We start from the raw sequence: 24,146 nt of genomic DNA, 5'->3' as shown, positions 1-24,146 counted from the left end.
GAGCGCGCAAGCCGTTATCTCCGGCGGGGTCAGCGCGTCGCGGGGGCGAGCATGCCGACGAGGTCGCAGGCGTCGAGCAGCCGGACCGCCGACGGGTCGAGACGACCGGGATGCAACGCGTAGACCTGGGCTCCCTCGCCCACCGTGACGTCGTCCTCGACGACGACGGCGAGGCCGGGGGCCGTGCCGGTCTCCGGCGCGGGGCCAGCCGCCCGGCGTACGCCGAGGCGGGACGCGAAGACGGCGACGTCCTCATCGGGCCGACGCGTGTGCCTGCTCACGGCGCCGTCGCGGTGCCGTACGACGACCTCGCGGGCGCGGGCGGCCGCGTGCCAGCAGGCGACCTCCCACAGGGTGACGCGCTCGCCGAGACCGTAGGCGTCCTCGGCGGCCGCTCCCAGACGGGCGAGTTGCTCCTCGTATTCGTACACGTCGTGAATCCCGCCGAACGCGGACACGTTGAGGTCCACCCAGCGCATCGTGCGCGACCACAGATCGGCGACGAGCGGAACGAGGATCTTGGCCGGGCCGGTCAGGTCGAAGCGCTGCCGTACGGCGAGCGGGTCGAACAGGCCGTCCGGATCGTCCATGAATCCGGCGAAACCGCGGACCAGTTCGTCGAACGGCACGTCGTTGTAGCTGAACACGATGGGCAGCACGTATCGGCCGCCGGTCGCGCGCAGCGCGGCCACGTCCAGGTCCACGAACTCCGAGGCGCCCAGCGGCTCGGGCGCGGAGGTCAGATCCCCGGAGTGGACGGCGGTCCCGCCCAGCCGCAGGTTCGTGTAGTCGCACAGCCCGACGAACTCCCACCGCGCGTCGAACACCGCCACCGACAGGTCCAGGTCGACCACGCGATCCGCCGGCTCCGCCCAGTGCAGGAACAGCCGGATCCGCGCACCACCCGGGAGCGGCCGGACGCTGCCGCGCGGCAGCCGTACCAGCGAGGCAGAGGCGGAGCGCTCGGCCTCCGGTGCGAGCAGGTCGGTCAGCTCCTCGTCCAGCAGCGCGGTCTCGACGGGCGGCAGCGCGGCGGCCCGGCGCAGCATCTCGCCGGTCAGCACGCCGGTCAGGGCCTTCACGGTGTCCGGGGGAAGCTCCCGCCGGTCGTCGGGCTCGGCCCAGATCCGCGCCGCTCCCCCGCGCGGGAGGAACATGCGGGTCCCGCCCGGCGGCGTGCGCAACTGGCCCAGGGTGGCGATCAGCACGGCCGGGGAGACGTGCGGCGCGGCGGCGCGCAGGGCGTCGGCGAGAACGGCGGCGGGCAGGCGGCGGGCGAGATCGGCGGTGCGCCGCAGCAGCTCTCCCGGCCGGCGCGCGAGCAGGGCGAGGGCCTCCCGGGGATCGGTTCGCAGCGCGGCCTCGAACCGCCCCGCGAAGGTGCGGGCGCGCAGCCGTACGCCGTCGAACGACAGCAGGTCCCCGTGGGCCGCCGCGCGCTCCAGCAGGACGTCCGCCATCGGCGTGCCTTTCGGCAGCGGGGTGCCGCGAAGCACCGCGAACGCCAGGGCCGCGTCCGTGTGACGCCGGTGGAACTCGTGCGGGTGCAGCACCTCCGCCATGTGCCGCCACTGCGCCGGATAGCGGTGCAGGTCCTCGATCACGTACGGCAGCGCCTGCCGCTCCAGCACTGCGAGGAGCGCGCGGCGCACCCGCCGGGGCAGGCTCGTGCGGCGCGGGAGGCGGGCGCGCAATCCGGGGTCGCCGCCCATGAGGGCGTGGAGCAGCCGCAGCACGTCGGTCGCCGTGTCGGCGTGCCGCGCGAGCAGGCCCAGGTCGCCGTGCCGTACGGCCGTGGCCAGGACGACGGCGCGGGTCTCGCGGGCCGGGATCCGCTCGGGGAGCCAGCCGGCCGACTCGGGCCAGAAGCGATCGACGATGTCGGCGACGACCGCCCTGTCCTCCGCGCGCGGCGCCGCCTGCCGGGACAGCAGCGAGCCCAGCAGGTCGCGGGCCCGGGCGGCGGGGTCGTCACACAGCCCGAGCAGTGTCAGCGTCTCCGGCACCCGGCCGTTCCATCCGACGGCCGGGGCGTGGACGTCGTCGGCCGGGCGCAGGAAGGGATCGCCGGGGTCGATCCGGCGATGGCAGATCGGGCAGGCGCTGTAGTCCGCGCCGTCCCAGCACGCGCGGCAGACGAGGTGCGCGCACGGGGACACCGGGTGGACGGCGGCGACCTTCCCGCACAACACGCACGGCTGTTCCGGCCGCTGGAGCAGCACCGTGAACACCCTGCGGACGAACAACTCCACGGTGTCGGCGGGGACCGACTCCGGGAAGCGACGGAACAGCGGCGTGTGCACGACGTGCCCGCCCAGCTGGGCCGACAGGGCGGAGACGAGCGCGCGGCCCGCCTGCCCCAGCTCCCCGGTGTCCAGCTCGGCCAGCCGGGCACGCAGCGGCGCGCTCAGCACGTGCCCGAGCTGGAGCAGGTCCGCCTCCAGCGCGACCACCCCGTCGGCGACGGTGGCGAGGGGCTCGCCCCGGCGGGACGAGCGTGACGAACGCCCGGAGTCCTCGGGGCCCGGGACGGCGGCTTCCCGCTCGACGGCGGGGACGAGAAGGTCGGGGGCGACCAGCCGCTGCCGCAGCAGCAGCTCCGCCAGCCGGTCCACGGGCGTCCTCCCTGTGTGCGAGCGATCGGACAGGCACCGAGAAAGTGAGAGGGGGCGGAGAGTGGACGCACTAAAGCGATTTAGAAGATCGAGAAGGAAGCACGTCAAGGAGCCGCCCCTTGCCGAGCCACCCTAGCCCGCCACCCGATCTTGTGTCGTCCCCTTTTCCCCGGGCCTGCCGCGTCGCCGCTGTCATGCCGTACGGGTACGGCTGCAGCCACGGGACTGCGACAACGGCACTGCGACGGCGGCCGCGCTACGGTCGGCGAGTCGATCTACGGCCGATCGATGGAGGGAGCAACGGTGCGGGGAGGAACGCAGGCCCCGGCGGCCCGCCGAGCGGGACTGCTGCGTGTCGGGATCGTCCTGGCCGCCTCCGGGCCCGTCGTGCTGAGGTCCTTCACGCTCGGCCCGGTGGACATGGACGGCATGATCTGCTGGGGGCGATCCGCTCACGTTCCGTTCCTCCTGTCCCGGGGCACGGCCTCGACACTCCTGATATGGGCCGAGCTGCTGCTCCCGGTGATCATGGCCGGGCTCCTCCTGTGCTCCTCCCGCTGGACCGCGCCCCTGGCCGCGTGCGCGGTGTCCGCCGTCCTCGCGTTCCGGCTGCTGGTCGCCGTCCGCGCGCCCGGCGCCGGTCCGTTCGCCGTCCGGCTGTCCCTCGCGGAGTCACCCTGGCCGTCGTTCGCCTGTTACGGGGCGGCGTTTCTCCTGCTGCTCGCCGCGCCACGGGCACCCCGCCACGCGGCGGGAAAGGAGCTCGTCCTCTGGGGGGCGGCCGTCGGCGCGGCGGCCTGGGAGCCGCTCCGGCTCTCCCTTCTCCTGCACAGGGACGCCGGTGGCTTCTCCGGCTGGTTCGCGCTCCCCGAACCGCGTTCTGTCTGGGAGTTCCCCGGGCTCTGGGGCTGCAAGGCCGACGCGGACGGCCTGCTGGTCGTGCTCGTCGTCCTGGCCGCGACGGCCGGCCATGTCATGGTGGACCGGCCACGGCGCCGTGTCGCCCTGGCGACCGGGGCGCTCCTCGTCCTCGCGGCGTTAGAGGCCTACGTCCCGGTCGCGATCTCGGCGGACGCCGTCACGCTGTGGCGGGAGTTCCAGCTGAAGGCGAGCATGCTGATCCGCTGGCACCTGCTCGTCGCGGCGGCACTCGTCGTCGCCGTCTTCGCCGTACGCCCGGCCACTCGCCGCGAGGCCGCCCCCACCGGGCCGCCGTGACGCGCCGGCTCAGGGCCGGCCGGCGGAGGCGGGCTCGGCCGGCGCGAGCGTGCGCAGGCCGACGAGGAAGATCTCCAGCGCGGTCTCGAACTGGGGGACCGTGACGGGCGGCAGGTAGGGGGCGCACTCGGCGAGCCGCGGATAGCGGTCCCGGCTCTGCGCCGCGTAGACCAGCGGCGCCCCGGCGTCGCCCTCGCGCACCTCCGACGGGAGCATCACGAACGACGCCTCGAAGGCCGCCCAGGCCAGGACGTGGTCGCCGAGAGCGCGCTCGTACCGCGCGGCCTCCGGCGGTTCGAAGCCCCCCTGGCGCAGCGCGTCGAGCAGCACCTCGATGGCGTTTATCTCGGCCTGGCGCCGGGTCGACCGGCTGGCCGCCAGCACCGCGGCCTGGGGGTGGCCGGCGAAGGCCCGGTAGACGCGCATGGCCGCGTCCCGCAGCGTGTCCAGCCAGTTCTCCCCGGGGGCGAACCCGGCCAGCGCCTCCTCGTACAGCCGGTCGGCCAGCGCCCGCACGAGGTCGTCCTTGTCCCGGAAGTGCCGGTAGACCGCCGTCGCGTCCACGCCGAGGTGCCGGCCGATGTTGCGGAAGGTCAGGGCGCCCGGGCCGCCGCTTTCGACGAGTTCGAGACAGGCGGTGACGATCCGCTCCTGGGAGAGCGCGACGGAGGTCGTACGGCGTGGGGGCATGAGCACATTCTCCTCAGTGAGACGTGATCGTCGCGACACATTCTTCACAACACAAGAAGCGTTGTCATCACCGTTGACAACGCTGTTTACGTCATGCTTCTCTTTCCCCACCCCATTCGCGGCCCGCTCTCTGCCGAGGCCGCTCAGCTGCTCTTTCGGAGGTCGCCCATGACTTCAGCGGCGTCTCATGACGGGCTTCGGATCAAGGGAGTCACGCGCCGCTTCCCGGCGCCGGAGGGCGGGATCGTCACGGCGCTCGACGACGTCTCCCTGGAGATCGAGCCCGCGGAGTTCTTCGTCCTGCTGGGCCCCTCGGGATGCGGCAAGACCACGCTCCTGCGTACGATCGCCGGTCTTGAATACCCGGACGAGGGCGAGGTGTGGCTCGGCTCCGATCGGCTGGACGTGCTTCCGCCGTACAAGCGCCGGGTCAACACCGTCTTCCAGAGCTACGCGCTGTTCCCCCACCTCACCGTGGCCGAGAACGTCTCCTTCGGCCTGGAGATGGAGGGGATGAGCCGCAAGCAGGCGGCCCCGCTCGTGGCCGAGGCGCTGGAACTGGTACGCCTGCCGGAGCACGGCAGGCGCAGGCCCGCCCAGCTGTCCGGCGGCCAGCAGCAGCGCGTCGCCCTCGCCCGGGCGCTCGCCAAGCGGCCCGAGGTGCTGCTGCTCGACGAGCCGCTCGCCGCGCTCGACCTCAAGCTGCGCCGCGGCATGCAGACGGAGCTGAAACGGATCCAGCAGACGACGGGGGTGACCTTCGTCTTCGTCACCCACGACCAGGAGGAGGCCATCTCGCTCGGCGACCGGCTCGCGGTGTTCCAGGAGGGCACCGTCGCGCAGATCGGCACGCCGCAGGAGGTCTACGAGCGGCCGGCCAACAGGTTCGTCGCCGACTTCATCGGCGAGACCAGCTTCCTGACCGCCGAACGCACCGGCGCCGGCTTCCGGCTCAAGGGCGGGGACGTGCTCCCCGCCGACCGGGTGAGCGGCGCGGGTGGGACGAGCGGCGCGGGCGGTGGAGGCGAGGTGACGATCGCCCTGCGCCCCGAACACCTGGTGATCGGAGGCGAGGACGCCCCGCTGCACGGCGTCGTACGCGAGTCTGTCTACGTCGGCAGCGACGTCCGCGTCGGCGCGGAACTCGCCGGCGGCGAGCAGGTGGTGGTGCGGCTGCCGGTGGGCGCCGCGTTCCCCGAACCCGGCGAACGGGTCGGCCTCGACGTGCTGCCGGGCCGCGGCTGGGCGGTGGCCCCGTGACACCGCTCGCTCCCGGCACCGTCAGGCGGCACCGGCCCGCCGGTCAGGGCGCCCGGTCCTCGGTGCTGCCGGGCACGCTCTTCCTGCTGGCCCTGGTCGGCGCCCCGCTGGTCGTCGTGGTCGCCTACTCGTTCATGTCGCGCGGCATGTTCGGCGTCGGCGTCGCCGGGCCGTTCTCCGTCGACTCCTACGTCCGGCTGCTGTTCGACACGCAGCTCGACGGCTCGAAGAGCTTCGACCCCCGCTACATCGGCGTGTTCTGGCAGTCGATCTGGCTCGCCGCGCTCACGACCGTCTGCTGCGCCGTCCTCGCCTTCCCGATGGCGGTGTGGATGGCCACCAGGTCGCCGCGCACCCGGGCGCTGCTCGTCTTCGCCGTGACGATCCCGTTCTGGACCAACACGCTCGTGCGGACGTACGCCTGGGTGCTGATCCTCAACGACAACGGGCCGGTCAGCGACCTGCTCGGCACGCCGATCGGGCTGCTCTACACGCCGTTCGCGACCGCCGTCGGGCTGGTCTACGTGTCGCTGCCGTTCATGATCCTGCCGGTCTACTCCAGCGCGGAGAAGTTCGACTTCCGCCTGGCCGAGGCGGCCTACGACCTCGGCGCCCGGCGGCTGACCGTCCTGCGGCGCGTCGTCTACCCGGCCGTGCGGCCCGGGCTCGTCGCGGGGGTGGTGCTGGTCTTCATCCCGTCGCTCGGCGCGTTCCTCCAGCCGCAGTTGCTCGGCGGCGGCAAGTCGCTGATGATCGGCAACCTCATCGAGCAGCAGTTCGGCGCCTCCCGCAACTGGCCGCTCGGCTCGGCCGTGGCGGTCGCCCTGCTGGTCCTCACCCTGCTGACCCTCATGGGGTTCGCGCTGGCGGGTCGCCGCGGCGACCAGAAGGTGAGTCTGATGTGAACCGCACCCGGCGCGTCGACCTGCGGCGCTTCCCCGCCTTCGCCACCGTCTCGATCCTGCTGCTCGCCTTCCTCTACCTCCCCCTGCTCGTCGTCGTGGCGTACGCGTTCAACACCGGCAGGATCGCCACGATCTGGGAGGGCTTCAGCCTCCACTGGTTCGGCGACGTGGTGGCCAACGCCGACATCAGGAACGCCACGCTGACCTCGCTCCAGGTCGCGGCCGTCGCCACGGTGTGCTCGGTCGTGCTGGCCATCGGCATCGCCCTCGGCCTGGCCGCGCTGCGCCGTACGGCGCGGGGGGCGGTGATGCTGGTCGCCGGCGCGCCGCTGGTGCTACCGGAGATCGTGCTCGCGGTCGCGACGCTGGCGATGTTCGCCTTCCTCGACGTGCCGCTGGGCATGACGACCGTGACCCTCGCCCACATCGCGTTCTGCGTGCCGTTCGCGCTGCTGCCGATCCGGGCCCGGCTGGCCGACATGGACCAGCGGGTGTTCGAGGCGGCCGCCGACCTCGGGGCCTCGCCCTGGCGGGTGTTCCGCCGGGTCACCCTCCCGCTGCTGGCCCCCGGCATCGTCGCCGGGGCGCTGATGGCCTTCATCGTCTCCCTCGACGACTTCCTGATCACCTTCTTCGTCGCCGGACCGGGCACCACCACGCTCCCGATCTACATCTACGGCATGCTCCGCGTCGGCATCACCCCGGCCGTCAACGCGCTGTCCACCCTGATCCTCCTCGTCTCCCTGCTCGTTCTCGCGGCCTCGTATCTCATCGGCCGCAAGAGAGGCTGACCGCCCATGGTTTCCAAGCACCGGCTCCTCCCCCTCACCGCCCTTCTCGGGGCGGGTGTGCTCGCGCTCGCCGCCTGCGGCGGCGGCTCGACCGGCGCCTCCGGCTCCGGCTCCGGCTCGGGCTCCGGCTCCTCGGCCGGGGGCTCGGCGGCGTTCCCCGCCAAGGGGAGCGGCGAGCTGAACCTCTACAACTGGACCGACTACATCTCCCCCGACCTGCTCAAGCGCTTCGAGTCCGAGACCGGGATCAAGGTGCACCTGGACACCTTCGAGTCCAACGAGGGGCTGCTGGCCAAGCTGCAGGCCGGCGGCACCGGATACGACGTGATCGTGCCGAGCGACTACATGGTGCAGCAGATGGTCCAGCTCGGCCTGCTGCAGGAGATCGACACCGACACCTTCCCCAACGGCAAGAACATCCAGCCCGAGTTCAACGACGTGTACTTCGACCAGGGGCGCAAATTCACCGCTCCCTACATGCACGGCACCACCGGCATCGCGATCGACGAGGGCAAGGTCGGCGGAAAGGTCACGAGCTGGGCGGAGTTCTTCAACCCGCCCGCGGGCGCGAACGGGAACATCTCGATCCTCAACGACTCCAACGAGGTGATCGCAGCCGCGCTGCGCGCCGTCGGCTCGAAGCCGTGCAGCGAGCAGACCGCCGACTACCAGAAGGTGCAGACCCTGCTGGCCGGGCTCAAGCCCAAGCTGAAGGTCATCAGCTCCGACGGCCAGATCGACCGGATGACCTCGGGCGAGACCACGCTGTCCATGATGTGGAACGGCGCCTTCCACCGGGCCTCGATGAAGAACAAGGGCGTCACCTACGTCTACCCGTCCGAGGGCCTGCCGCTCTGGCAGGACAACTTCGCCGTCCCCACGGGGGCGCGCAACGTCGACAACGCCAAGATCTTCATCAACTGGATGCTCGACCCGAAGAACGCCGCGGAGGCGACCAACTTCGTCGGCTACGCCAACGCCGTCACCGGCTCGGACGCGTACATGGACAAGGATCTCGCGAAGGATCCCGCGATCAATCCGCCCGCCGACAAGGCCGCGCTCGCCCAGCCCGTGCCGCCCTGCTCCCAGACGGCCCTGGACCTTTACGACAAGGTCTGGACGGACTTCAAGAGCTGAAAGGACGACAGACGATGCACGCGGACCTTCTGTTCGTGAACGGCCACGTCTTCACCGCCGATCCCGCCGCGCCGAGGGCGCGGGCGGTGGCCGTGCGGGACGGCCGTGTCGTCGCCGTCGGCGACGACCACGACGTACGCGACCTGCGCGGGCCCGGGACCGAGGTGGTGGACCTGGCGGGCCGGCTGCTCGCGCCCGGCTTCCAGGACGCGCACGCGCACCCGGTGATGGGCGGCCTGGAACGGCTGCGCTGCGACCTGTCCGGGATCGACGACCGCCGGGGCTACCTGGACGCCGTCGCCGCCTACGCCGCCGCCCGCCCGGACGACGAGTGGATCACCGGCGGCGGCTGGTCGATGGACGCCTTCCCCGGCGGGACCCCGGTGAAGGAGGACCTCGACGCGATCGTGCCCGGCCGCCCGGTGTTCCTGCCGAACCGCGACCACCACAGCGCGTGGGTGAACTCGGCGGCGCTGCGCGCGGCCGGGATCACCCGCGACACCCCCGACCCGGCCAGCGGGCGCATCGAGCGCGACGCGGCCGGCGAGCCGACCGGCACCCTGCACGAGGGCGCGATGGCGCTGGTCGAGCCTTACCTTCCGGAGACCGGGCACGACGACTACGTCGAGGCCCTGCTGGTCGCCCAGGCGCACCTGCACTCGCTGGGCATCACGGCGTGGCAGGACGCGATCCTCGGCGAGTACGCCGGGCACCGCGACGCCACCTCCGTCTACCTCGACGTGGCCAGGTCCGGGCGGCTCACGGCCCGGGTCCGGGGCGCGCTGTGGTGGGACCGTGACCGCGGCGCCGAGCAGATCCCCGACCTGATCGGCCGCCGGACCGCCGAGGGCGGGTTCGCCGCCGCGAGCGTCAAGATCATGCTGGACGGCGTGGCGGAGAACTTCACGGCCGCCATGCACGAGCCGTACCTCGACGGGTGCGGCTGCGTCACGGGCAACCGCGGGCTCGGCTTCGTGGACTACGCCGAGCTCCCCCGATACGTGACGATGCTGGACGCCGAGGGCTTCCAGGTCCACTTCCACGCCATCGGCGACCGGGCGGTCACCGCCGCGCTCGACGCGGTCGCCGCCGCGCGCACCGGCAACGGCCCCTCGGGCAACCGCCATCACGTCGCCCACATCCAGGTCGTCCGGCCGCAGGACGTCCCCCGATTCGCCGAAGAGGGCGTCACCGCCAACATGCAGCCGTTCTGGGCCTGCCACGAGCCGCAGATGGACGAGCTGACCATTCCCTACCTGGGCGAGGAACGGGCGGCGTGGCAGTACCCGTTCGGGGCCCTGCACCGGGCCGGCGCACCGCTCGCCATGGGCAGCGACTGGCCGGTGAGCAGCCCAGACCCGATCTGGGGCATCCACGTCGCGGTCAACCGGGCCAGGGAGAGCGGCACCGCGGCCTTCCTCCCGGGTCAGGCGCTCGACCTGGCGACCGCGCTGACCGCCTACACCGCGGGCTCGGCCCGGGTGAACCACCTCGACGAGACCGGGACCATCGCCCCGGGCATGCTCGCCGATCTGGTCGTCCTGGACCGCGACCCGTTCGCGGCGCCCGTCGAGGAGATCGCGGCGGCCCGCGCGGCGCTCACGTACGTCGCGGGACGACAGGTGTACGCCGCCTGACCCGGACCGCGGGCTACCACTCGCCGCCCGGCGCGCCGACCCCCCGCCGCCTGCCGCCGTGCTCGTGGTGCCGGTAGTTCGCGGCGAACGCCAGCGCGCCGAGGCCGAACACGAAGATGATCGCCCCGGTGACCACGTTGTCCCAGATGGTCGCGGCGGTCGCCGGCTGGCCGCTGATCACCCACGGCGCGATGATCGTCCAGACGCCGAGCACCGGCGTCACCCAGCTCAGGCCGTACGTGCGGCCGAAGGCGGACGCGCAGCTCGTCGCGAGCGCCACGACCGTCAGCCCGACGATCAGATTGTTGATCGTCAGACCGCCGAAACCGGTGAAGCCCACGATCCACGACGAGATGGCGAGGTAGAGCCCGGCGAGGAACGTCACTCCGTCCATGACCTGGGCGGGAGCGGTCGATCCCGCGCGGTCGTACGTCTGGCGCAGCTCCGTCGCGTCCGGGCGGCGTGCCAGACCTGGTCGCACCATGTCGCGTCACCTCTTCTCCCAGGCGGGCCGGGCCGAAGACCCGGGCCCCTCGGTTGCATCATCTAACGCTGCAGGTGGCGGAGGGGAGGTCGCGAGATGCGCGGGAAACAGATGGACGACATCTGTCAGCCAGATGTTCCCGGCGCGGCCAGGGCCTGGGCCGCGTTCACGATGGAGACGTGGCTGTATGCCTGGGGGAAGTTGCCGGACTGACGTCCCTTGCGGACGTCGTACTCCTCCGACAGCAGGCCGACGTCGTTGCGCAGGGACAGGAGGCGCTCAAACAGCCGCCGCGACCGGTCGCGGCGGCCGAGCAGGGCGAGCGCGTGGGCGAGCCAGAAGGAGCAGGCGATGAAGACGCCCTCCCCGCCCGGCAGTTCGTCCACGTCGTCGGCCTCGGGCCGGTAGCGCAGGACGAGGCCGTCCTCCGTCAGTTCGCGGCACACGGCGTCGACGGTGCCCGCCACGCGAGGGTCGTCCAGGGGCAGGAAACCGAGCCGGGGAATGAGCAGCAGCGCGGCGTCGAGGCCCTTCGACCCGTAGAACTGGGTGAAGGTGTTGCGGTCGGCGTCGTAGCCGCGCGCGCACACGTCCCGGTGGATCTCCTCGCGCAGGGCGCGCCAGCGGCGGGCGGGGCCGTCCTGGCCCTGCTTCTCGACCGAGCGGACCATGCGGTCCGCCGCCACCCAGGCGAAGATCTTGGAGTGGACGAAGTCGCGGCGCGGGCCGCGCACCTCCCACAGCCCGTTGTCGGGCTCCCGCCACGCCCCCTCCAGATACTCCATGAGCGCGCGCTGCAGATCCCACGCCTCCTCGTCCGGCCTCAGGCCCGCCTCCTTCGCCTGGTAGAGGCAGTCGATCACCTCGCCGTACACGTCGAGCTGGAACTGCCGCGAGGCGGCGTTGCCGATCCGCACCGGCCGCGACCCCTCGTATCCCCGCAGCCAGTCGACCGTCCACTCGGGCATGTGCCTGCTGCCGTCGACCGTGTACATGATCTGCAGGTCGGCGGGATCCCCGGCGACGGCCCGCAGCAGCCAGTCGCGCCAGGCCGTCGCCTCGTCCGCGTACCCCGCGCCCATCAGCGCCTGGAGAGTGAACGACGCGTCCCGCAGCCAGCTGTAGCGGTAGTCCCAGTTGCGCGAGCCGCCGATCTGCTCGGGCAGCGAGGTCGTGGGCGCCGCGACGATGCCGCCGGTGGGGGCGTACGTGAGGGCCTTGAGCGCGAGGAGGCTGCTGCGCACGGCCTCGCCGTACCTTCCCTGGTAGCGGCACCGGCCGAGCCACTGTTTCCACAGCCGGTCGGTGGCGGCCAACTCTTCGGCCGCCTCCAGCCGCCGCGGCCGGCCCTGCCACGACTGCTGCCAGGTGAGCACGAACGGCACCCGGTCTCCCGCCGCGACGGCGAAGGACGCGGTCGTCCCGCGGAGGCGGGAGTCGTGGGCGAGCTCGACGGGCGACTGGAGCCAGGCGGCGTTGGGACCGGCGACGACGGCCACCTCTCCCTCACGGTGCCGCACCCAGGGGATCACGGCGCCGTATTCGAAGCGCAGCAGCAGTTCTGTGCGCATCTCCACCCGGCCCCGCACGCCCTCCACGATCCGCACGAGGTCGGGCGCCTCTCCGCGCGGCGGCATGAAGTCGAGGACCCGCACGCACCCGCCGGGCGTGTCCCAGGTCGTCTCGAGGACCAGCGTGCCGTCGCGGTAGCGGCGCCCGGTGCACGGCCCCCCGCCCGCCGGGGCCAGCAGCCAGCGCCCCGCCGCGCGGTCGCCCAGGAGCGCCGCGAAGCAGGCTCCGGAGTCGAACCGCGGCAGGCACAGCCAATCCACCGAGCCGTCGCGGCCGACCAGGGCGGCGGTGTGCATGTCGCCGATGAGCGCGTAGTCCTCGATGCGCATCGTCCTCCCCCGTGATCCCCGGGGACTTACCCGGTCATCAGGGGACAAACCCGGCGACTAAACGCGGCCGAGAACGTACCGCTCCACGAACTCGTTGGCGAAGACGCCGCGCGGGTCGTGGTGCCGCGCCAGCGCCGCGAAGTCGTCCAGGCGCTCGTAGCGGGAGCGCAGGACGTCCGCGGGAAGGGTGAAGAGCTTCCCCCAGTGGGGCCGCGCGCCGAACGGCGCCAGGCACTCCTCGATCGCGGTGAGCACGGGCGTCACGGCGGCGGTGTCCTTGATCCAGGTGAAGTGGAACGCCACGGTGTCACGGCCCTGGCTCGGGCTCAGCCACAGGTCGTCCGCGGCGATCGTGCGGATCTCGGAGATCTGCAGGACCGGGGCGATGCGGTCGCGGATCCCGTCGAGGGCGTGGAACGCCGCGGCGGCGTGACGCCGGGGCACCATGTACTCCGCCTGGAGCTCCTCGCCGCTGCTGGGGGTGAAGTCGGGCCGGAAGTGCGGCAGGCGCTCGAACCAGGGGCCGGGGACGCCCATCTGGGCCGTGCAGTGCACCGCGGACATGCCCGGCACGGGATGCCTCGGGCCGTCCGCCTGCGCCGCCCCGAAGAAGCCGCCGCCCGCCTCGGCGCCGTAGAGCCCTCCGGCGGCCGTGGCGCCCTCCAGGCCGCCCGCGGCCGCGTCCCCCGCGAGCCCGCTCACGGCCGCCGCCTCGGCGGGGTCCGCGGAGGCCGCGCCGAGCCGCTCCTTCACCCAGACCTGGTTGATCCTGGAGGTCCGCCAGTCGGTGAACAGGCTGACGCTGTACGCGGCGGACATGACGGCGTCGAACTGGTCGTCCAGCACCTCGGCCGGCAGGCCCTCGTACACGCGCTGACGGACGTCGAACGACGGCACGACGTCGAGCGTCATGGCGACGACGGCGCCGAGGGCTCCCAGCGCGACGACGGCGCCGGCGAACCGGTCGCCGTCCGCGTCGCGGCTCAGCGTGACGAGGTCGCCGTCCGCGCTCACCATCTCGATCGCGCGTACGGACGTGGCGAGACCTCCGTTGGCGTCGCCCGAGCCGTGGGTGCCGGTCGCGCAGGAGCCCGCGACCGAGATGTGCGGCAGGGAGGCGAGGTTGGGCAGGGCGTAGCCCTTGTCGTGCAGGCGGCGGCCCAGCTCGCCGTACCGGACGCTCGCGGCGACCCGCACCGTGGACGACCCGCCGTCGATCTCGATCTCCGGCGGCAGCGCGTCGAGCGAGATCAGCGCGCCCGGGGAGTCGGCGACGTGGTTGAAGGAGTGGCCGCTGCCCAGCACGCGGGCCTTCTCGCTCCGCGCCACCAGGGCGCGCACCTCCTCCACGGAGGAGGGCCGCTCGACCGCCGCGGCCCGGAAGGTGATGTTGCCCGCCCAGTTTGTCACCAAATGAGTCACAGAGGCTTTCTACCGGAACAGGGCGCTCACGTGCCGGTCAGATCGTCACCTGCGTGCGGCTCACCTTCCCGGTGGCGTTGCGGGGCAGCGGCTCGGTCCTGATGGTCCAGCGCGACGGCACCTTGTATCGGGCGAGACCGGCGGCCGCGTGCTCCCGCAGCTCGCGCTCGGTCACCTCCGCGCCCGGCTTCACCACGACCACGGCGGCGACCTCCTGGCCGAGGTCGTGGTGCGGCACCCCCAGCACGACGCACTCGCGCACGGCCGGATGCGCGCCGATCCGGTCCTCGACCTCGGCCGGGTAGACGTTCTCCCCGCCCCGCAGGATCAGGTCGGACCGGCGGCTCGACATCCGCAGTCTGCCGTCCACGATCCGGCCGAGGTCGCCCGTGCGGAACCACCCGTGGGGGGCACTCGCCGCCCGCGTCGCCTCCGGGTCGCGCCAGTAGCCCAGCATCATCTGCGCGCCGCGCAGGCAGATCTCCCCCTCGACGCCGTCGGGCACCCGCTCGCCGCCGGGCCCGCGCACCTCCACCCGCATCGTGGGCACCGGCCCGCCCACCGTGCCGGGGTCGGCCAGCAATTCGGCGGGGGACGCGAGCGTCGCCGCGGTGGACGACTCGGTGAGGCCGTAGGTCGTGCCCAGCGCGGCGCCGGCCTGCGGCAGCACCTCCCGCAGCCGCCGTCTGAGCGCCGGGGACGAGGGCGCGCTGTTCACCGAGACCGTGCGCAGCGAGGACAGGTCGTACGGCGAGAGGTCGTGCTCGACCAGACGGGAGAGCATCGTCGGCACGGCGCCCCAGTTCGTCACCCGCTCCTTCTCGATGAGCCGCAGCACACGGGCGATGTCGAAGCGGCCCAGGTGTAGCACCGCGGTGTCGCCGGCGGCCAGGCGGACGACGGCGAGGTTGTGCAGGGCCGCGATGTGGAAGAGCGGGGTCACCAGCAGGAAGCGCCGGTCCGTCTGAGGCCGCCCCGTCTCCGCGGCGACCGCGTCGTTCAGCAGGTGGAACCAGACGGCGGCGATCACGTTGCGGTGGGAGTGGGTGGCGCCCTTCGGCCGTCCCGTGGTCCCGCTGGTGAAGAGGATGACCGCCGGATCGTCCTCGTCGACGGCCTCTTCGGGCTGCGCCGCGCCCCGGTGCCGCCGGACGAGCACCGGCAGGTCGTCCTCGATCGACAGCACCGGGATGCCGGGCTCGCCGGCGAGCGCCCGGCGCGGTCCGTCGGCGACGAGGACGGCGGGCTCGGTGAGCCCGAGGCCGTGGGCCACCTCCGGGGCGGCCCACATGGAGTTCATCCCGACGGCGACGGCGCCGAGTGAGACCGCCGCCCAGAAGGCGATGATCCACTCCGGCCGGTTCGCGGCGCAGACGGCGACGCGGTCGCCCTTGCGCACGCCGTACTCGTCGCGCAGGGCCGCGGCCAGCGCGCACACCGCCTCGTGGTGCTCGGCGAAGGTCAGCCGGCCCTCCCCGGTCACCAGATACTCGCGGTCGCCGAAGCGGAGCGACGCGCGGAGGATCTCGCCGAGCGAGCGCTGCCGGTGCGCGAAGACCTCCGTCGGCTCGCCGAGCACGTCCTCGACGCGCACCTCGAAGGGAGCGCCCGGGGCGGTGAGCCGGGCCAGCGCCTCCTCGCGGGTGGTCATGCCACTGTTCCTGCCACGGCCCGCACGCTAACCGGACCTGCGGCACGCGCGGCGCCCCGCTCCCGCTGACCGGAAACCCGGCCGTAGGACGCCTGCGGTCAGGCGCCGCGGCCCGGGAGGCTGGCGAGATACCAGTCGACGAGCTTGAGCCGCTCGTCGGCCAGTCTGGCCTCCACCTCGGCCTGGGTCTTCGGCGCGCCCAGCAGCACGTCGTCGCCCGGCCGCCAGTTGGCCGGGCAGGAGACGCCGTCGCGGTCGGCCGTCTGCAGCGCGTCCACGAGCCTGAGGATCTCGGGGACCATCCGCCCCGCGTTCATCGGGTAGTAGAGGATCGCGCGGACGGCCGACTCCGGGTCGATCACGAACACCGCGCGGACCGCCGCCGTCGCCGACGCGTTCGGGTGGAGCATGCCGTACGCACGGGACACCCGCGTGTCGAGGTCGGCGATGATCGGGAAGGGGATCTTCACGCCGAGCCTGTCCTCGATCGCCCGCGTCCAGGCCAGGTGGCTGTGCACGGAGTCGACCGAGTTGCCGAGCAGGGCGACGTTCCGGGCGGCGAACTCCTCCGCCAGCTCGGCGAACGCGACGAACTCGGTGGTGCACACCGGGGTGAAGTCGGCCGGGTGGCTGAACAGCACCAGCCACCGCCCGGCGTAGTCGGCGAGCCGGACCGGCCCGTGGGTGCTCTCGGCCTCGAAGTCCGGTGCCCTGTCGCCGATGAGCGGCAGCCGGGTGGCGGGCTCCACCACGGAGGTCGCCGCGGGGTTCACGGCAGAGTTCACGGCAGAGTTCACGGCAGAGGTCATGGTCGCTTCCTTTCCGCGTCACGCCGCCCGGAGTGGGGCCGGCCCGCGAGTGCCGTCGCGGATGCCGAGGCGCCACCGCTCACCGCGTCGTCCAGCGCGTCGTCCACCGGGCCCGTACCCGCGAAGGCCGGTGGCGACCACGACCGTTTCGCCCCGATTCGGTAATGCCGCTCCGCTCACCGCGCGGGGAATGAACGAGGGACGGGAAGGGGGACGCCATGCCGACGACCGGGGTCAGCCATCCGCTGTTCGCCCGCTTCTACACGTGGTTCAGCCAGGTCCTCGACCGGCACGGGATGACCGGGCAGCGCGAGGCGCTGGTGGCGGGGCTGTCGGGCCGGGTGATCGAGGTCGGCGCAGGCAACGGGCTGAACTTCGCCCACTATCCGCCGTCCGTCACCGGTGTGCTGGCCGTCGAGCCCGAACCGCGGCTGCGGGCGGTCGCCCGCCACGCGGCCCGTGGGACGCGGGCGCGGATCGAGGTCGTCGGCGGCCTGGCCGACCGGCTCCCGGCCGCCGACGGCGAGTTCGACGCGGCGGTGGTGTCGTTCGTGCTGTGCTCGCTGCCCGATCCCGCCGCCGGGCTGCGGGAGATACGCCGTGTGCTGGCCCCAGGCGGACGGCTGCGCTTCCTCGAACACGTCCGCGCCGGCCTCCCGGGCTGGTCCAGGGCGCAGGACCTGCTGGACGCGACCGTGTGGCCCTGCCTGACCGGCGGCTGCCACACGGGCCGCGACAGCGTGGCGGCCGTCGAGGCGGCCGGCTTCACCGTCGAGTCGCTGGAGCGCTTCGTCTTCCCCGACCGCGTCCGCAGCCCCATCTCCTTCTGCGTACGCGGCGAGGCCCGGCCCTGAGATCCGGATTCAGCGGCTGTCCGGGCGGCTCGCCAGGGCGTCGTACCGGCGGAAGGCGGACACGCCGAAACCGGTCACCAGGACCAGCAGGGCGCATACCAGGCCGCCGCCCGCCCAGGAGGGCACGAGCCCGAAGGCGTCCGCGGTGGCGCCCGCCCGCAGGTCGCCCAGGCGGGGCCCGCCCGCGACGACGACCATGAACACCCCCTGCAGGCGTCCGCGCATCTCGTCGGGCGCGTAGGTCTGCAGGATCGTCTGCCGCCACACGGCGGAGGCGAGGTCGGTCGCGCCGCCGATCGCCAGCAGCGCCACGACCAGCCACAACGGCTGCGCCAGCGCCGCGGCGGCCACCGTGACGCCCCACAGGGCGATCACGAGCGTGAGCGCCACCCCCTGGCGGCGTACGCGGCCGACCCAGCCGGAGAAGACGCCGGCCACGACCGCGCCGATGGCGATGCTCGCCGACAGCCAGCCGAACGCCACGGCCGACCCGCCGAAGCGCTCGGCCGCCAGCTCCGGGAACAGCGCCCTCGGCATCGCGAACGCCATCGCGATGATGTCCACCACGAACGACATGAGCACGACGGGCCTGCTCACCACGTACGTGAGCCCGTCGACCACCGAGCGCAGGCCCGGCCGGGAGATCTCGCCGACGGGCGCCAGCGCCGGCAGTCGTACGGCCGCGTAGAAGCCGGCGCCGAACAGGACGGCGTCGATGAGGTACGCGGTGGCGTACCCGCCCTTGGCGAGCACCACCCCGGCCAGCAGCGGCCCGATCACCGTGCCGATGCTGCTGACGAGGAAGTTGAGGGTGTTGGCCGCGGGGACCCGCTCGGTGGGCACGATGCGGGGGATGATCGCGCCGCGCGTCGCCGAGGTGACGGCGAAGCCGATCGACTGCAGGGCGATGACGGCGAGGATGAGATAGACGCTGCCGAGCCCCGACCAGGCGTGCAGCAGCAGGGCGACGGTGGACAGCCAGGCCACCACCGAGCCGGCCAGCAGGAGCCGGCGGCGGTCCATCGCGTCGGCGACCGCGCCGCCCCACAGGCCGAAGACGACCAGCGGGACGAGGCTCACCGGCCCGAGCAGGCCCACCCACAGGGACGACCCCGTGATGCTGTACACCTGCCCGCTCACGGCCACCGACGTGAGCTGGAAGCCGATGAACGAGACGCCCTGCCCCACCAGCAGCCGCCGGTACGCGGGAATGCTCAGGGGCCGGGTGTCGAGGGCGACACGCTTCAGAACTGCCTGTACCCCCGCCACCCTCTACCTCGCTGATCTGGGCATATATAACATTTGGGGTACTTTACCCTGATCGCGTGCGGCGGCCGTGACCGGAGCCCCGGAAAGGATCAGCTGCTTGCCGGGGCCCGGCCGCGGTGCGCGCGTCGCGTCAGTTGAAGCCGAAGCCGGGGGGCAGCGGTTCCTGGCGGAACAGGTGGGCGGGTACGGCGTCGGCGAGGGCCTGGTAGCCGGCCGGGTTCAGGTGCAGGTGGTCGCCCACGTCGTAGGCCGCGAGGAGTTGGCGGGGGTTGGCCGGGTCGCGGGCGGCGCGGTCGAAGTCGATCACGGCGTCGAAGCGGCGGCTGGTGCGGATCCACTGGTTGACCGCCTGCCGGGCCGCCTCCCGGTAGCCCTGCGGGTCGTCGTAGGAGGCGTTGCCGCCGAACGGCGTCAGCGTGGCGCCGTAGACGCGGATGCCGCGTGCGTGCGCCCAGGGTGATGATCTGGTCGTAGGCGTCGACGAGGTCGTCGGTCACCTGCTTTTGGGCGGCCTGGCTCGCCTCGGCGGTGCCGATGTCGTTGACGCCTTCGAACAGGATCTGCCAGGTCACGCCGCTGTGGGCGAGCACGTCGCGGTCCAGCCGGGCCAGAACGTTGGGGCCCAGGCCGTCGTTGAGCACCCGGTTGCCGCCGGCCGCCTGGTTGACCACCGCCACGCCGGAGGTGGCGTGCTGGGCCTGCAGGCGGTCGAGCAACCGGTCGGGCCAGCGGTTGTTGCCGTTGGTGGTCGAGCCCCGGCCGTCGGTGAGCGAGTCGCCCACCACCGCGACCGCGGCGACCGAGGGTTTGGCCCACACCTCAAGGCCGCTGAGGAAGTACCAGTGGTCGACGGAGGTCGCGCCGGACAGGTCCGCGGCGTCGGCGTGGTCGCCGGACAGCAGGTAGGAGGTGGTCCGCGAGCCCGGGTGCGAGGTGATGCCGATTGGCCGGACGCGATCGACGCGGCGGCGGGGTCGTCCGTCGCACGCATGGCACCGAGCGCCGGCGAGGCGGAGACCAGCGCCGTGCTCATCGCCGTGGCGGCCGCGACCGCGACGGCCGCCATGGCGACGGCCCTCCCACGCCGTGGTGACCCGCCGCCGTCCCTCCCCCGGCCGCCGCTCCGGTCAAGGACGGCCGGCCGTCCCCTGCTCCCGGTGCGGCGCCGGACGGCGTACCCGGCCCGGACAAGCGCGACATGATTCATACGCTCACAGGTCTCCCCTTCGGGACCGCCCTGATGGGCATGAACCGCAGCAGAAATATTTCGGAGAACCACCGAATATTTCTGCCGGAACGCCCGCCCGGGAGGGAGACCGGTCAACGGGCTCCTACTGGCGGGGTGTTCACGCGGATCCCGCCGATCACGCGACCACCGCAAGTCCCGCATGTCACGCCCAGGACACCCGGTTGTCTCGCGAGTCGTGACGGCACGGGGCTTCGCGGGACACCGCGGGTGAAACTTTCAGCGGGAACGACACACACCCGCGGCGCACTCGAGGCGCATCCCGCCCCGCCCTCGCCGGACGGCGGACGCGGCCGCCGCACCGGCCCTGGGCGACGCGGTGCCGCGAAGAGGGCCTGCGCCGAAATTTCTATCGGCGTTCCGAAACTTCAGGCCACGAGGACGTCAGGCCACGAGCGGGGCGGTGCTGCCGCGCACGACGAGGCTGGTGGTGAGTTCGAGGCGGTTCTGCGGCGGGCTCTCCCCGCGGGCGAGGGCGACCACCATGGTCGTGGCGGCGGCGGCCATCTCGGTCAGCGGCTGGCGGACCGTGGTCAGCGCGGGGATGAGCCACTGCGCCATCGGCAGGTCGTCGAAGCCGACCACGCTCAGCTCGTCGGGGATGCGCAGCCCCATCTCGTGGGCGGCCTGGTACACGCCCATGGCCTGCGCGTCGTTGAAGGCGAACACGGCGGTCGGGGGCCGGGGCAGCGCGAGCAGGGAGCGGGCGTGCGCCAGGCCGTCCTTCGCGCCGAAGTCGCCCTGCCGGACGAGCGCCGGGTCCGTCGGCACGCCCGCGGTGTCCATCGCGGCGCGGAACCCGTCGAGTCGCGCGCGGCTGGACAGGGCGTGGGCGGGACCGGTGATGAGGGCGATGCGCCGGTGCCCCAGCTCCAGCAGGTGGCGCGCGGCCGACAGACCGCCGCTCCAGTTGCCCGCGCCCACCGAGGGCAGCTCGTGCCCGGGATCGCCGGTGGGATCGACCAGCACCACGGGAATGTCCCGGGTCCTGAGCTGCTCGTGCTGCGCGTGGGTGAGGCCGGAGAAGACCACGATCACGCCGTGGGGACGGCGGCCGATCACCCCCTCGACCCAGCCCCTGGCGGGAGGGTGGCGGCCCTGCAGCTCGGAGACGACCACCGCCAGGTCGTGCTCGCGCGCCACCTGCTCGACCCCCTTGATGACCTCCATCGCGTACCCGCCCTCCAGCTCGTGGAAGAGCAGTTCGATGAGAGGGGCCGCGGTGGGGCGCTTCTTCTGCCGGCGGTACCCGTGCTCGCGGATCAGGTCCTCGACCAGGGCGCGGGTCTCCGGAGCCACCTCGGACCTGCCGTTGACGACCTTGGAGACGGTCGCGGGGGACACCCCCGCCAGCTCGGCGATCTGGGCGATGGTCAGCGGCCGGGATGGCGTGCGCTCCGGGGGTGTCGGCTCCCTGGTCGTCGTCATGGCCGCAGTTTAGCGCCCAACTTTCGGACACTCACCCGAATGTTTCGGATATCTCACCGCCGCTTCCTTGACTAGCTCCAGCGCAGCGACCTAGAGTCCACATAAACTATCGGTCCTGATTTGGAAACTTTCGGACCACAGTCCAAAGGACAGTTCGGATGAGCAGGGGGCGCTCGATGCGGTTGCTCGCGTACCGCCGTCTACCGCCGCCGCAGCGCGGGTACGGCCGGGCCGATCGCCACCTGAACCCCGTACGGCGTCTTCCGGGGCCGAGCCCCACGCGATGGATCGACAAGCAAGGGATGTCATGACATTCGTAGACGCGCCGGGGCTCGCGCCCTGGCGGGACGGCGACCGGCCTCTCGACGAGCGCGTGGAGGCGCTGCTGGCCGAGATGACGCTGGAGGAGAAGGCCGCCCAGCTCGGATCGGTCTGGGTCGACATCTCGCCCGCCGGCTCGGAGGCGGCGGGCGGCAACGTGGCGCCGTTGCAGGACCTGTTCATGAAGGATGGCGCGGACCTCGCCGACCGGATGCGCGACGGGGTCGGCCACCTCACCCGGGTGTACGGCACGGCACCGGTGAGCCCGGCGGAGGGGGCGGCCGGGCTGCGGAAGCTGCAGGAGCAGGTGATCGCGGCCAACCGGTTAGGCATCCCCGCCATCGCGCACGAGGAGTGCCTGACGGGGTTCGCCACCTACGGCGCGACCGCCTACCCCACCCCGCTGGCCTGGGCCGCGACCTTCGACCCCGCCCTGGTGGAGCACATGGCCCGCGCCATCGGCGACGACCTGCGGGCGGTCGGCGTCCACCAGGGCCTGTCGCCGGTCCTCGACGTGGTGCGCGACTACCGCTGGGGCCGGGTCGAGGAGACGCTCGGCGAGGATCCCTACCTCGTCGGCCAGATCGGCGCGGCCTACGTACGCGGCCTGGAGAACGCCGGGGTCATCGCGACGCTCAAGCACTTCGCCGGATACGCCGCCTCCCGCGCGGGCCGCAACCACGCCCCGGTCAGCATCGGCCCCCGCGAGATGGCCGACGTCATCCTCCCGCCGTTCGAGACGGCCATCCGCGAGGGCGGCGCCCGCTCGGTCATGAACTCCTACACCGACATCGACGGCGTTCCTGTCGCGGCCAACGCCGGCCTGCTGCGCGGGGCGCTGCGCGACCAGTGGGGATTCGACGGCACGGTCGTGGCCGACTACTGGGCGGTGCCGTTCCTGGCCATGATGCACCACGTCGCCGCCGACGAGGCGCACGCCGGCGCGGTCGCGCTGCGCGCGGGCATCGACGTGGAACTGCCCGAGACGGTCGGCTACGGCACCCGCCTGGCCGAGCAGGTGCGAGCCGGCCACGTGGAGGAGGCCCTGGTCGACGAGGCGGTCCGCCGGGTGCTCCGGCAGAAGATCGAACTCGGCCTGCTCGACGGCGGCCCCCTCGTGCCCGAGGGCGCCGGCGAGGTCGACCTGGACAGCCCCCGCAACCGTGACCTGGCCCGCACCGTGGCCGAACGCTCGGTGGTGCTGCTGAGCAACCCCGCCGGCGTGCTGCCGCTGGCCTCCGGGACGACCGCCCGCATCGCCGTCATCGGCCCGTGCGCCGACGACCCGCGAACCCTGCTCGGCTGCTACGCCTTCCCCAACCACGTGCTCGACCGCTTCCCCGACCACGGCATGGGCCTGCCCGTCGCCCCCGTCCTCGACTGCCTGCGGGCCGAGTTCCCCGCCGCCGACCTGCGGTACGCCCGGGGCGCCGACGTTTCCGGCGACGACACCTCGGGCATCGCCGAGGCCGCCGACCTGGCCGAGCGGTCCGACCTCGTGCTGCTGTTCGTCGGCGACCGGGCCGGGCTGTTCGGCAACGGCACCTCCGGCGAGGGCTGCGACGCCGCCCACCTCGCCCTGCCCGGAGTCCAGGGAGACCTGGTCGAGGCGGTCCTGGCCACCGGCACACCGGCCGTCCTGGTCGTCGTGTCCGGCCGCCCGTACGCGATCGGCGGCCACGCCGGCCGGGCCGCCGCCGCGCTCCAGGCGTTCCTGCCCGGCGTGGAGGGAGGCACGGCGATCGCGGGGGTCCTCAGCGGCCGGGTCGAGCCCTCCGGCCGCCTGCCCGTCCAGATCCCCGGCTCCCCCTTCGTCACCCCCTCCACCTACCTGCAACCGCCCCTGGGGCTGCGGAGCGACGGCATCTCCGTGTCCGACCCCACCCCGGCGTTCCCCCTCGGCCACGGCCTGTCGTACACGACCGTCACCTACGACGCGATGACGACCTCGGCTGAGCGGTGCCCCACCGACGGCACGGTCGAGGCGCGGGTGACCCTCACCAACACCGGCGACCGGCCGGTGGAGGAGGTCGTGCAGCTGTACGCCTCCGACCCGGTGGCGCAGGTGGCCCGGCCCGTCGCGCAACTCGTCGGCTTCGCCCGGGTGCCGCTCGCGCCAGGACAGACCCGCGAGGTGGTCTTCGACGTGCCGGCCGACGCCTTCTCCTACACCGATCCCGATCTGCGCAGGATCGTCGAACCGGGTGTCATCGTGCTCACCGCCGGCCCGTCCGCCGCCGACCGCCCGCTGCGCACCGAGATCCTGCTGACCGGCGACACCGTCGTGCTCGGCCGGGCCAGGCGGCTCACCACACACGCGCGGGTGCCGGAACCGGCCTCCTGACCGTGAGCACGCGTACGGCGGGCGGCCCGGCCGCCCGCCGTGCTCGGCGACGTGCTCGGCTGACCGCCGCGTCCCCCGGCCGGGGGACGACTCCGCCCCGCCGATCCCCTGCCCCGCCGATCCTGTCTGCCGCTGCTCCCTTCCGGGGCAGAAAACGTTGTGAA

General features: G+C 73.0%; 17 protein-coding genes and 1 pseudogene. 8 read left to right on the top strand and 10 right to left on the bottom strand.

Translation table 11 applies throughout. From position 1 onward, the window contains the following. Nucleotides 1–29: 29 nt before the first annotated feature. On the bottom strand, nucleotides 30–2,615 hold the full coding sequence (locus ACQEVJ_RS15330; RefSeq protein ID WP_433101387.1) for an MXAN_6230/SCO0854 family RING domain-containing protein: 2,586 nt from the start codon (nucleotides 2,613–2,615) through the stop codon (nucleotides 30–32). 303 nt (nucleotides 2,616–2,918) lie between these two features. On the opposite strand from ACQEVJ_RS15330, the gene ACQEVJ_RS15325 reads away from it, so the two are divergent. Continuing rightward, the gene (locus ACQEVJ_RS15325; RefSeq protein ID WP_433101385.1) at nucleotides 2,919–3,833 is read left to right on the top strand and encodes a hypothetical protein; all 915 of its coding nucleotides are present in this window, start codon (nucleotides 2,919–2,921) and stop codon (nucleotides 3,831–3,833) included. 9 nt (nucleotides 3,834–3,842) lie between these two features. On the opposite strand, the gene ACQEVJ_RS15320 is transcribed toward ACQEVJ_RS15325, so the two are convergent. After that, a complete protein-coding gene (locus ACQEVJ_RS15320; RefSeq protein WP_433101383.1) occupies nucleotides 3,843–4,523 on the bottom strand; it encodes a TetR/AcrR family transcriptional regulator in 681 nt (226 codons plus the stop codon). Between the two features lie 168 nt (nucleotides 4,524–4,691). On the opposite strand from ACQEVJ_RS15320, the gene ACQEVJ_RS15315 reads away from it, so the two are divergent. Genes ACQEVJ_RS15315 through ACQEVJ_RS15295 form a run of 5 tightly spaced genes read left to right on the top strand, consistent with a single transcriptional unit; the run spans nucleotide 4,692 to nucleotide 10,253 of the window. Beyond that, entirely contained in the window at nucleotides 4,692–5,783 is a 1,092-nt protein-coding gene (locus tag ACQEVJ_RS15315; protein WP_433101381.1) for an ABC transporter ATP-binding protein, read from the top strand. Next, nucleotides 5,780–6,688 carry an ABC transporter permease gene (locus ACQEVJ_RS15310; protein ID WP_433101379.1) on the top strand — a complete coding sequence of 303 codons (909 nt, stop codon included), beginning with the start codon at nucleotides 5,780–5,782 and terminating at the stop codon, nucleotides 6,686–6,688. The genes ACQEVJ_RS15315 and ACQEVJ_RS15310 overlap by 4 nt, the downstream gene beginning before the upstream one ends. After that, entirely contained in the window at nucleotides 6,685–7,479 is a 795-nt protein-coding gene (locus tag ACQEVJ_RS15305) for an ABC transporter permease (protein WP_433101377.1), read from the top strand. Before ACQEVJ_RS15310 ends, ACQEVJ_RS15305 begins: the two co-directional genes overlap by 4 nt. 6 nt (nucleotides 7,480–7,485) lie before the next feature. After that, nucleotides 7,486–8,616, top strand: coding sequence for an extracellular solute-binding protein (locus ACQEVJ_RS15300; RefSeq protein WP_433101375.1), 1,131 nt, complete (start codon nucleotides 7,486–7,488; stop codon nucleotides 8,614–8,616). 14 nt (nucleotides 8,617–8,630) lie between these two features. After that, entirely contained in the window at nucleotides 8,631–10,253 is a 1,623-nt protein-coding gene (locus tag ACQEVJ_RS15295) for an amidohydrolase (RefSeq protein ID WP_433101373.1), read from the top strand. A gap of 13 nt (nucleotides 10,254–10,266) precedes the next feature. On the opposite strand, the gene ACQEVJ_RS15290 is transcribed toward ACQEVJ_RS15295, so the two are convergent. From ACQEVJ_RS15290 to ACQEVJ_RS15270, 5 genes are all read right to left on the bottom strand, one after another. Then, nucleotides 10,267–10,737 carry an SPW repeat protein gene (locus ACQEVJ_RS15290; RefSeq protein ID WP_433101371.1) on the bottom strand — a complete coding sequence of 157 codons (471 nt, stop codon included), beginning with the start codon at nucleotides 10,735–10,737 and terminating at the stop codon, nucleotides 10,267–10,269. 125 nt (nucleotides 10,738–10,862) lie between these two features. Then, nucleotides 10,863–12,638 (bottom strand): glycoside hydrolase family 15 protein, encoded by a 1,776-nt coding sequence (locus tag ACQEVJ_RS15285; protein ID WP_433101369.1) that lies wholly within the window; start codon nucleotides 12,636–12,638, stop codon nucleotides 10,863–10,865. Between the two features lie 57 nt (nucleotides 12,639–12,695). Further along, entirely contained in the window at nucleotides 12,696–14,060 is a 1,365-nt protein-coding gene (locus ACQEVJ_RS15280) for a D-arabinono-1,4-lactone oxidase (protein ID WP_433101367.1), read from the bottom strand. Between the two features lie 37 nt (nucleotides 14,061–14,097). After that, on the bottom strand, nucleotides 14,098–15,711 hold the full coding sequence (locus ACQEVJ_RS15275) for a class I adenylate-forming enzyme family protein (RefSeq protein WP_433101365.1): 1,614 nt from the start codon (nucleotides 15,709–15,711) through the stop codon (nucleotides 14,098–14,100). Nucleotides 15,712–15,809: 98 nt separating this feature from the next. Beyond that, nucleotides 15,810–16,520: a peroxiredoxin gene (locus ACQEVJ_RS15270; protein ID WP_433101363.1), complete on the bottom strand. Its 711-nt coding sequence runs from the start codon at nucleotides 16,518–16,520 to the stop codon at nucleotides 15,810–15,812. Between the two features lie 218 nt (nucleotides 16,521–16,738). Here ACQEVJ_RS15270 and ACQEVJ_RS15265 point away from each other — a divergent pair, with 218 nt between their 5' ends. Then, nucleotides 16,739–17,374 (top strand): class I SAM-dependent methyltransferase, encoded by a 636-nt coding sequence (locus tag ACQEVJ_RS15265; RefSeq protein ID WP_433101361.1) that lies wholly within the window; start codon nucleotides 16,739–16,741, stop codon nucleotides 17,372–17,374. A 9-nt stretch (nucleotides 17,375–17,383) separates the two neighbouring features. Here ACQEVJ_RS15265 and ACQEVJ_RS15260 read toward each other — a convergent pair whose 3' ends face one another. From ACQEVJ_RS15260 to ACQEVJ_RS15250, 3 genes and pseudogenes are all read right to left on the bottom strand, one after another. Further along, a complete protein-coding gene (locus ACQEVJ_RS15260; protein ID WP_433101359.1) occupies nucleotides 17,384–18,643 on the bottom strand; it encodes an MFS transporter in 1,260 nt (419 codons plus the stop codon). A 244-nt stretch (nucleotides 18,644–18,887) separates the two neighbouring features. Beyond that, nucleotides 18,888–19,425: pseudogene (locus tag ACQEVJ_RS15255) on the bottom strand (SGNH/GDSL hydrolase family protein); the annotation flags it as partial. An 848-nt stretch (nucleotides 19,426–20,273) separates the two neighbouring features. After that, on the bottom strand, nucleotides 20,274–21,317 hold the full coding sequence (locus tag ACQEVJ_RS15250) for a LacI family DNA-binding transcriptional regulator (RefSeq protein WP_433101357.1): 1,044 nt from the start codon (nucleotides 21,315–21,317) through the stop codon (nucleotides 20,274–20,276). A gap of 307 nt (nucleotides 21,318–21,624) precedes the next feature. On the opposite strand from ACQEVJ_RS15250, the gene ACQEVJ_RS15245 reads away from it, so the two are divergent. After that, nucleotides 21,625–23,982: a glycoside hydrolase family 3 N-terminal domain-containing protein gene (locus ACQEVJ_RS15245; protein ID WP_433101355.1), complete on the top strand. Its 2,358-nt coding sequence runs from the start codon at nucleotides 21,625–21,627 to the stop codon at nucleotides 23,980–23,982. Nucleotides 23,983–24,146: the final 164 nt, after the last annotated feature.

Source organism: Microbispora sp. CA-102843 (assembly GCF_050936215.1).
Classification (GTDB): domain Bacteria; phylum Actinomycetota; class Actinomycetes; order Streptosporangiales; family Streptosporangiaceae; genus Microbispora.
This window is presented reverse-complemented; position numbering and strand designations above follow the sequence as displayed.

What these genes read in the sequence shown, in the direction of transcription:
- ACQEVJ_RS15320 (WP_433101383.1), bottom strand. Translation starts at nt 4,523, where the DNA reads ATGCCCCCACGCCGTACGACCTCCGTCGCGCTCTCCCAGGAGCGGATC.
- ACQEVJ_RS15315 (WP_433101381.1), top strand. Translation starts at nt 4,692, where the DNA reads ATGACTTCAGCGGCGTCTCATGACGGGCTTCGGATCAAGGGAGTCACG.
- ACQEVJ_RS15300 (WP_433101375.1), top strand. Translation starts at nt 7,486, where the DNA reads ATGGTTTCCAAGCACCGGCTCCTCCCCCTCACCGCCCTTCTCGGGGCG.
- ACQEVJ_RS15295 (WP_433101373.1), top strand. Translation starts at nt 8,631, where the DNA reads ATGCACGCGGACCTTCTGTTCGTGAACGGCCACGTCTTCACCGCCGAT.
- ACQEVJ_RS15290 (WP_433101371.1), bottom strand. Translation starts at nt 10,737, where the DNA reads ATGGTGCGACCAGGTCTGGCACGCCGCCCGGACGCGACGGAGCTGCGC.
- ACQEVJ_RS15285 (WP_433101369.1), bottom strand. Translation starts at nt 12,638, where the DNA reads ATGCGCATCGAGGACTACGCGCTCATCGGCGACATGCACACCGCCGCC.
- ACQEVJ_RS15275 (WP_433101365.1), bottom strand. Translation starts at nt 15,711, where the DNA reads ATGACCACCCGCGAGGAGGCGCTGGCCCGGCTCACCGCCCCGGGCGCT.
- ACQEVJ_RS15270 (WP_433101363.1), bottom strand. Translation starts at nt 16,520, where the DNA reads ATGACCTCTGCCGTGAACTCTGCCGTGAACTCTGCCGTGAACCCCGCG.
- ACQEVJ_RS15265 (WP_433101361.1), top strand. Translation starts at nt 16,739, where the DNA reads ATGCCGACGACCGGGGTCAGCCATCCGCTGTTCGCCCGCTTCTACACG.
- ACQEVJ_RS15250 (WP_433101357.1), bottom strand. Translation starts at nt 21,317, where the DNA reads ATGACGACGACCAGGGAGCCGACACCCCCGGAGCGCACGCCATCCCGG.
- ACQEVJ_RS15245 (WP_433101355.1), top strand. Translation starts at nt 21,625, where the DNA reads ATGACATTCGTAGACGCGCCGGGGCTCGCGCCCTGGCGGGACGGCGAC.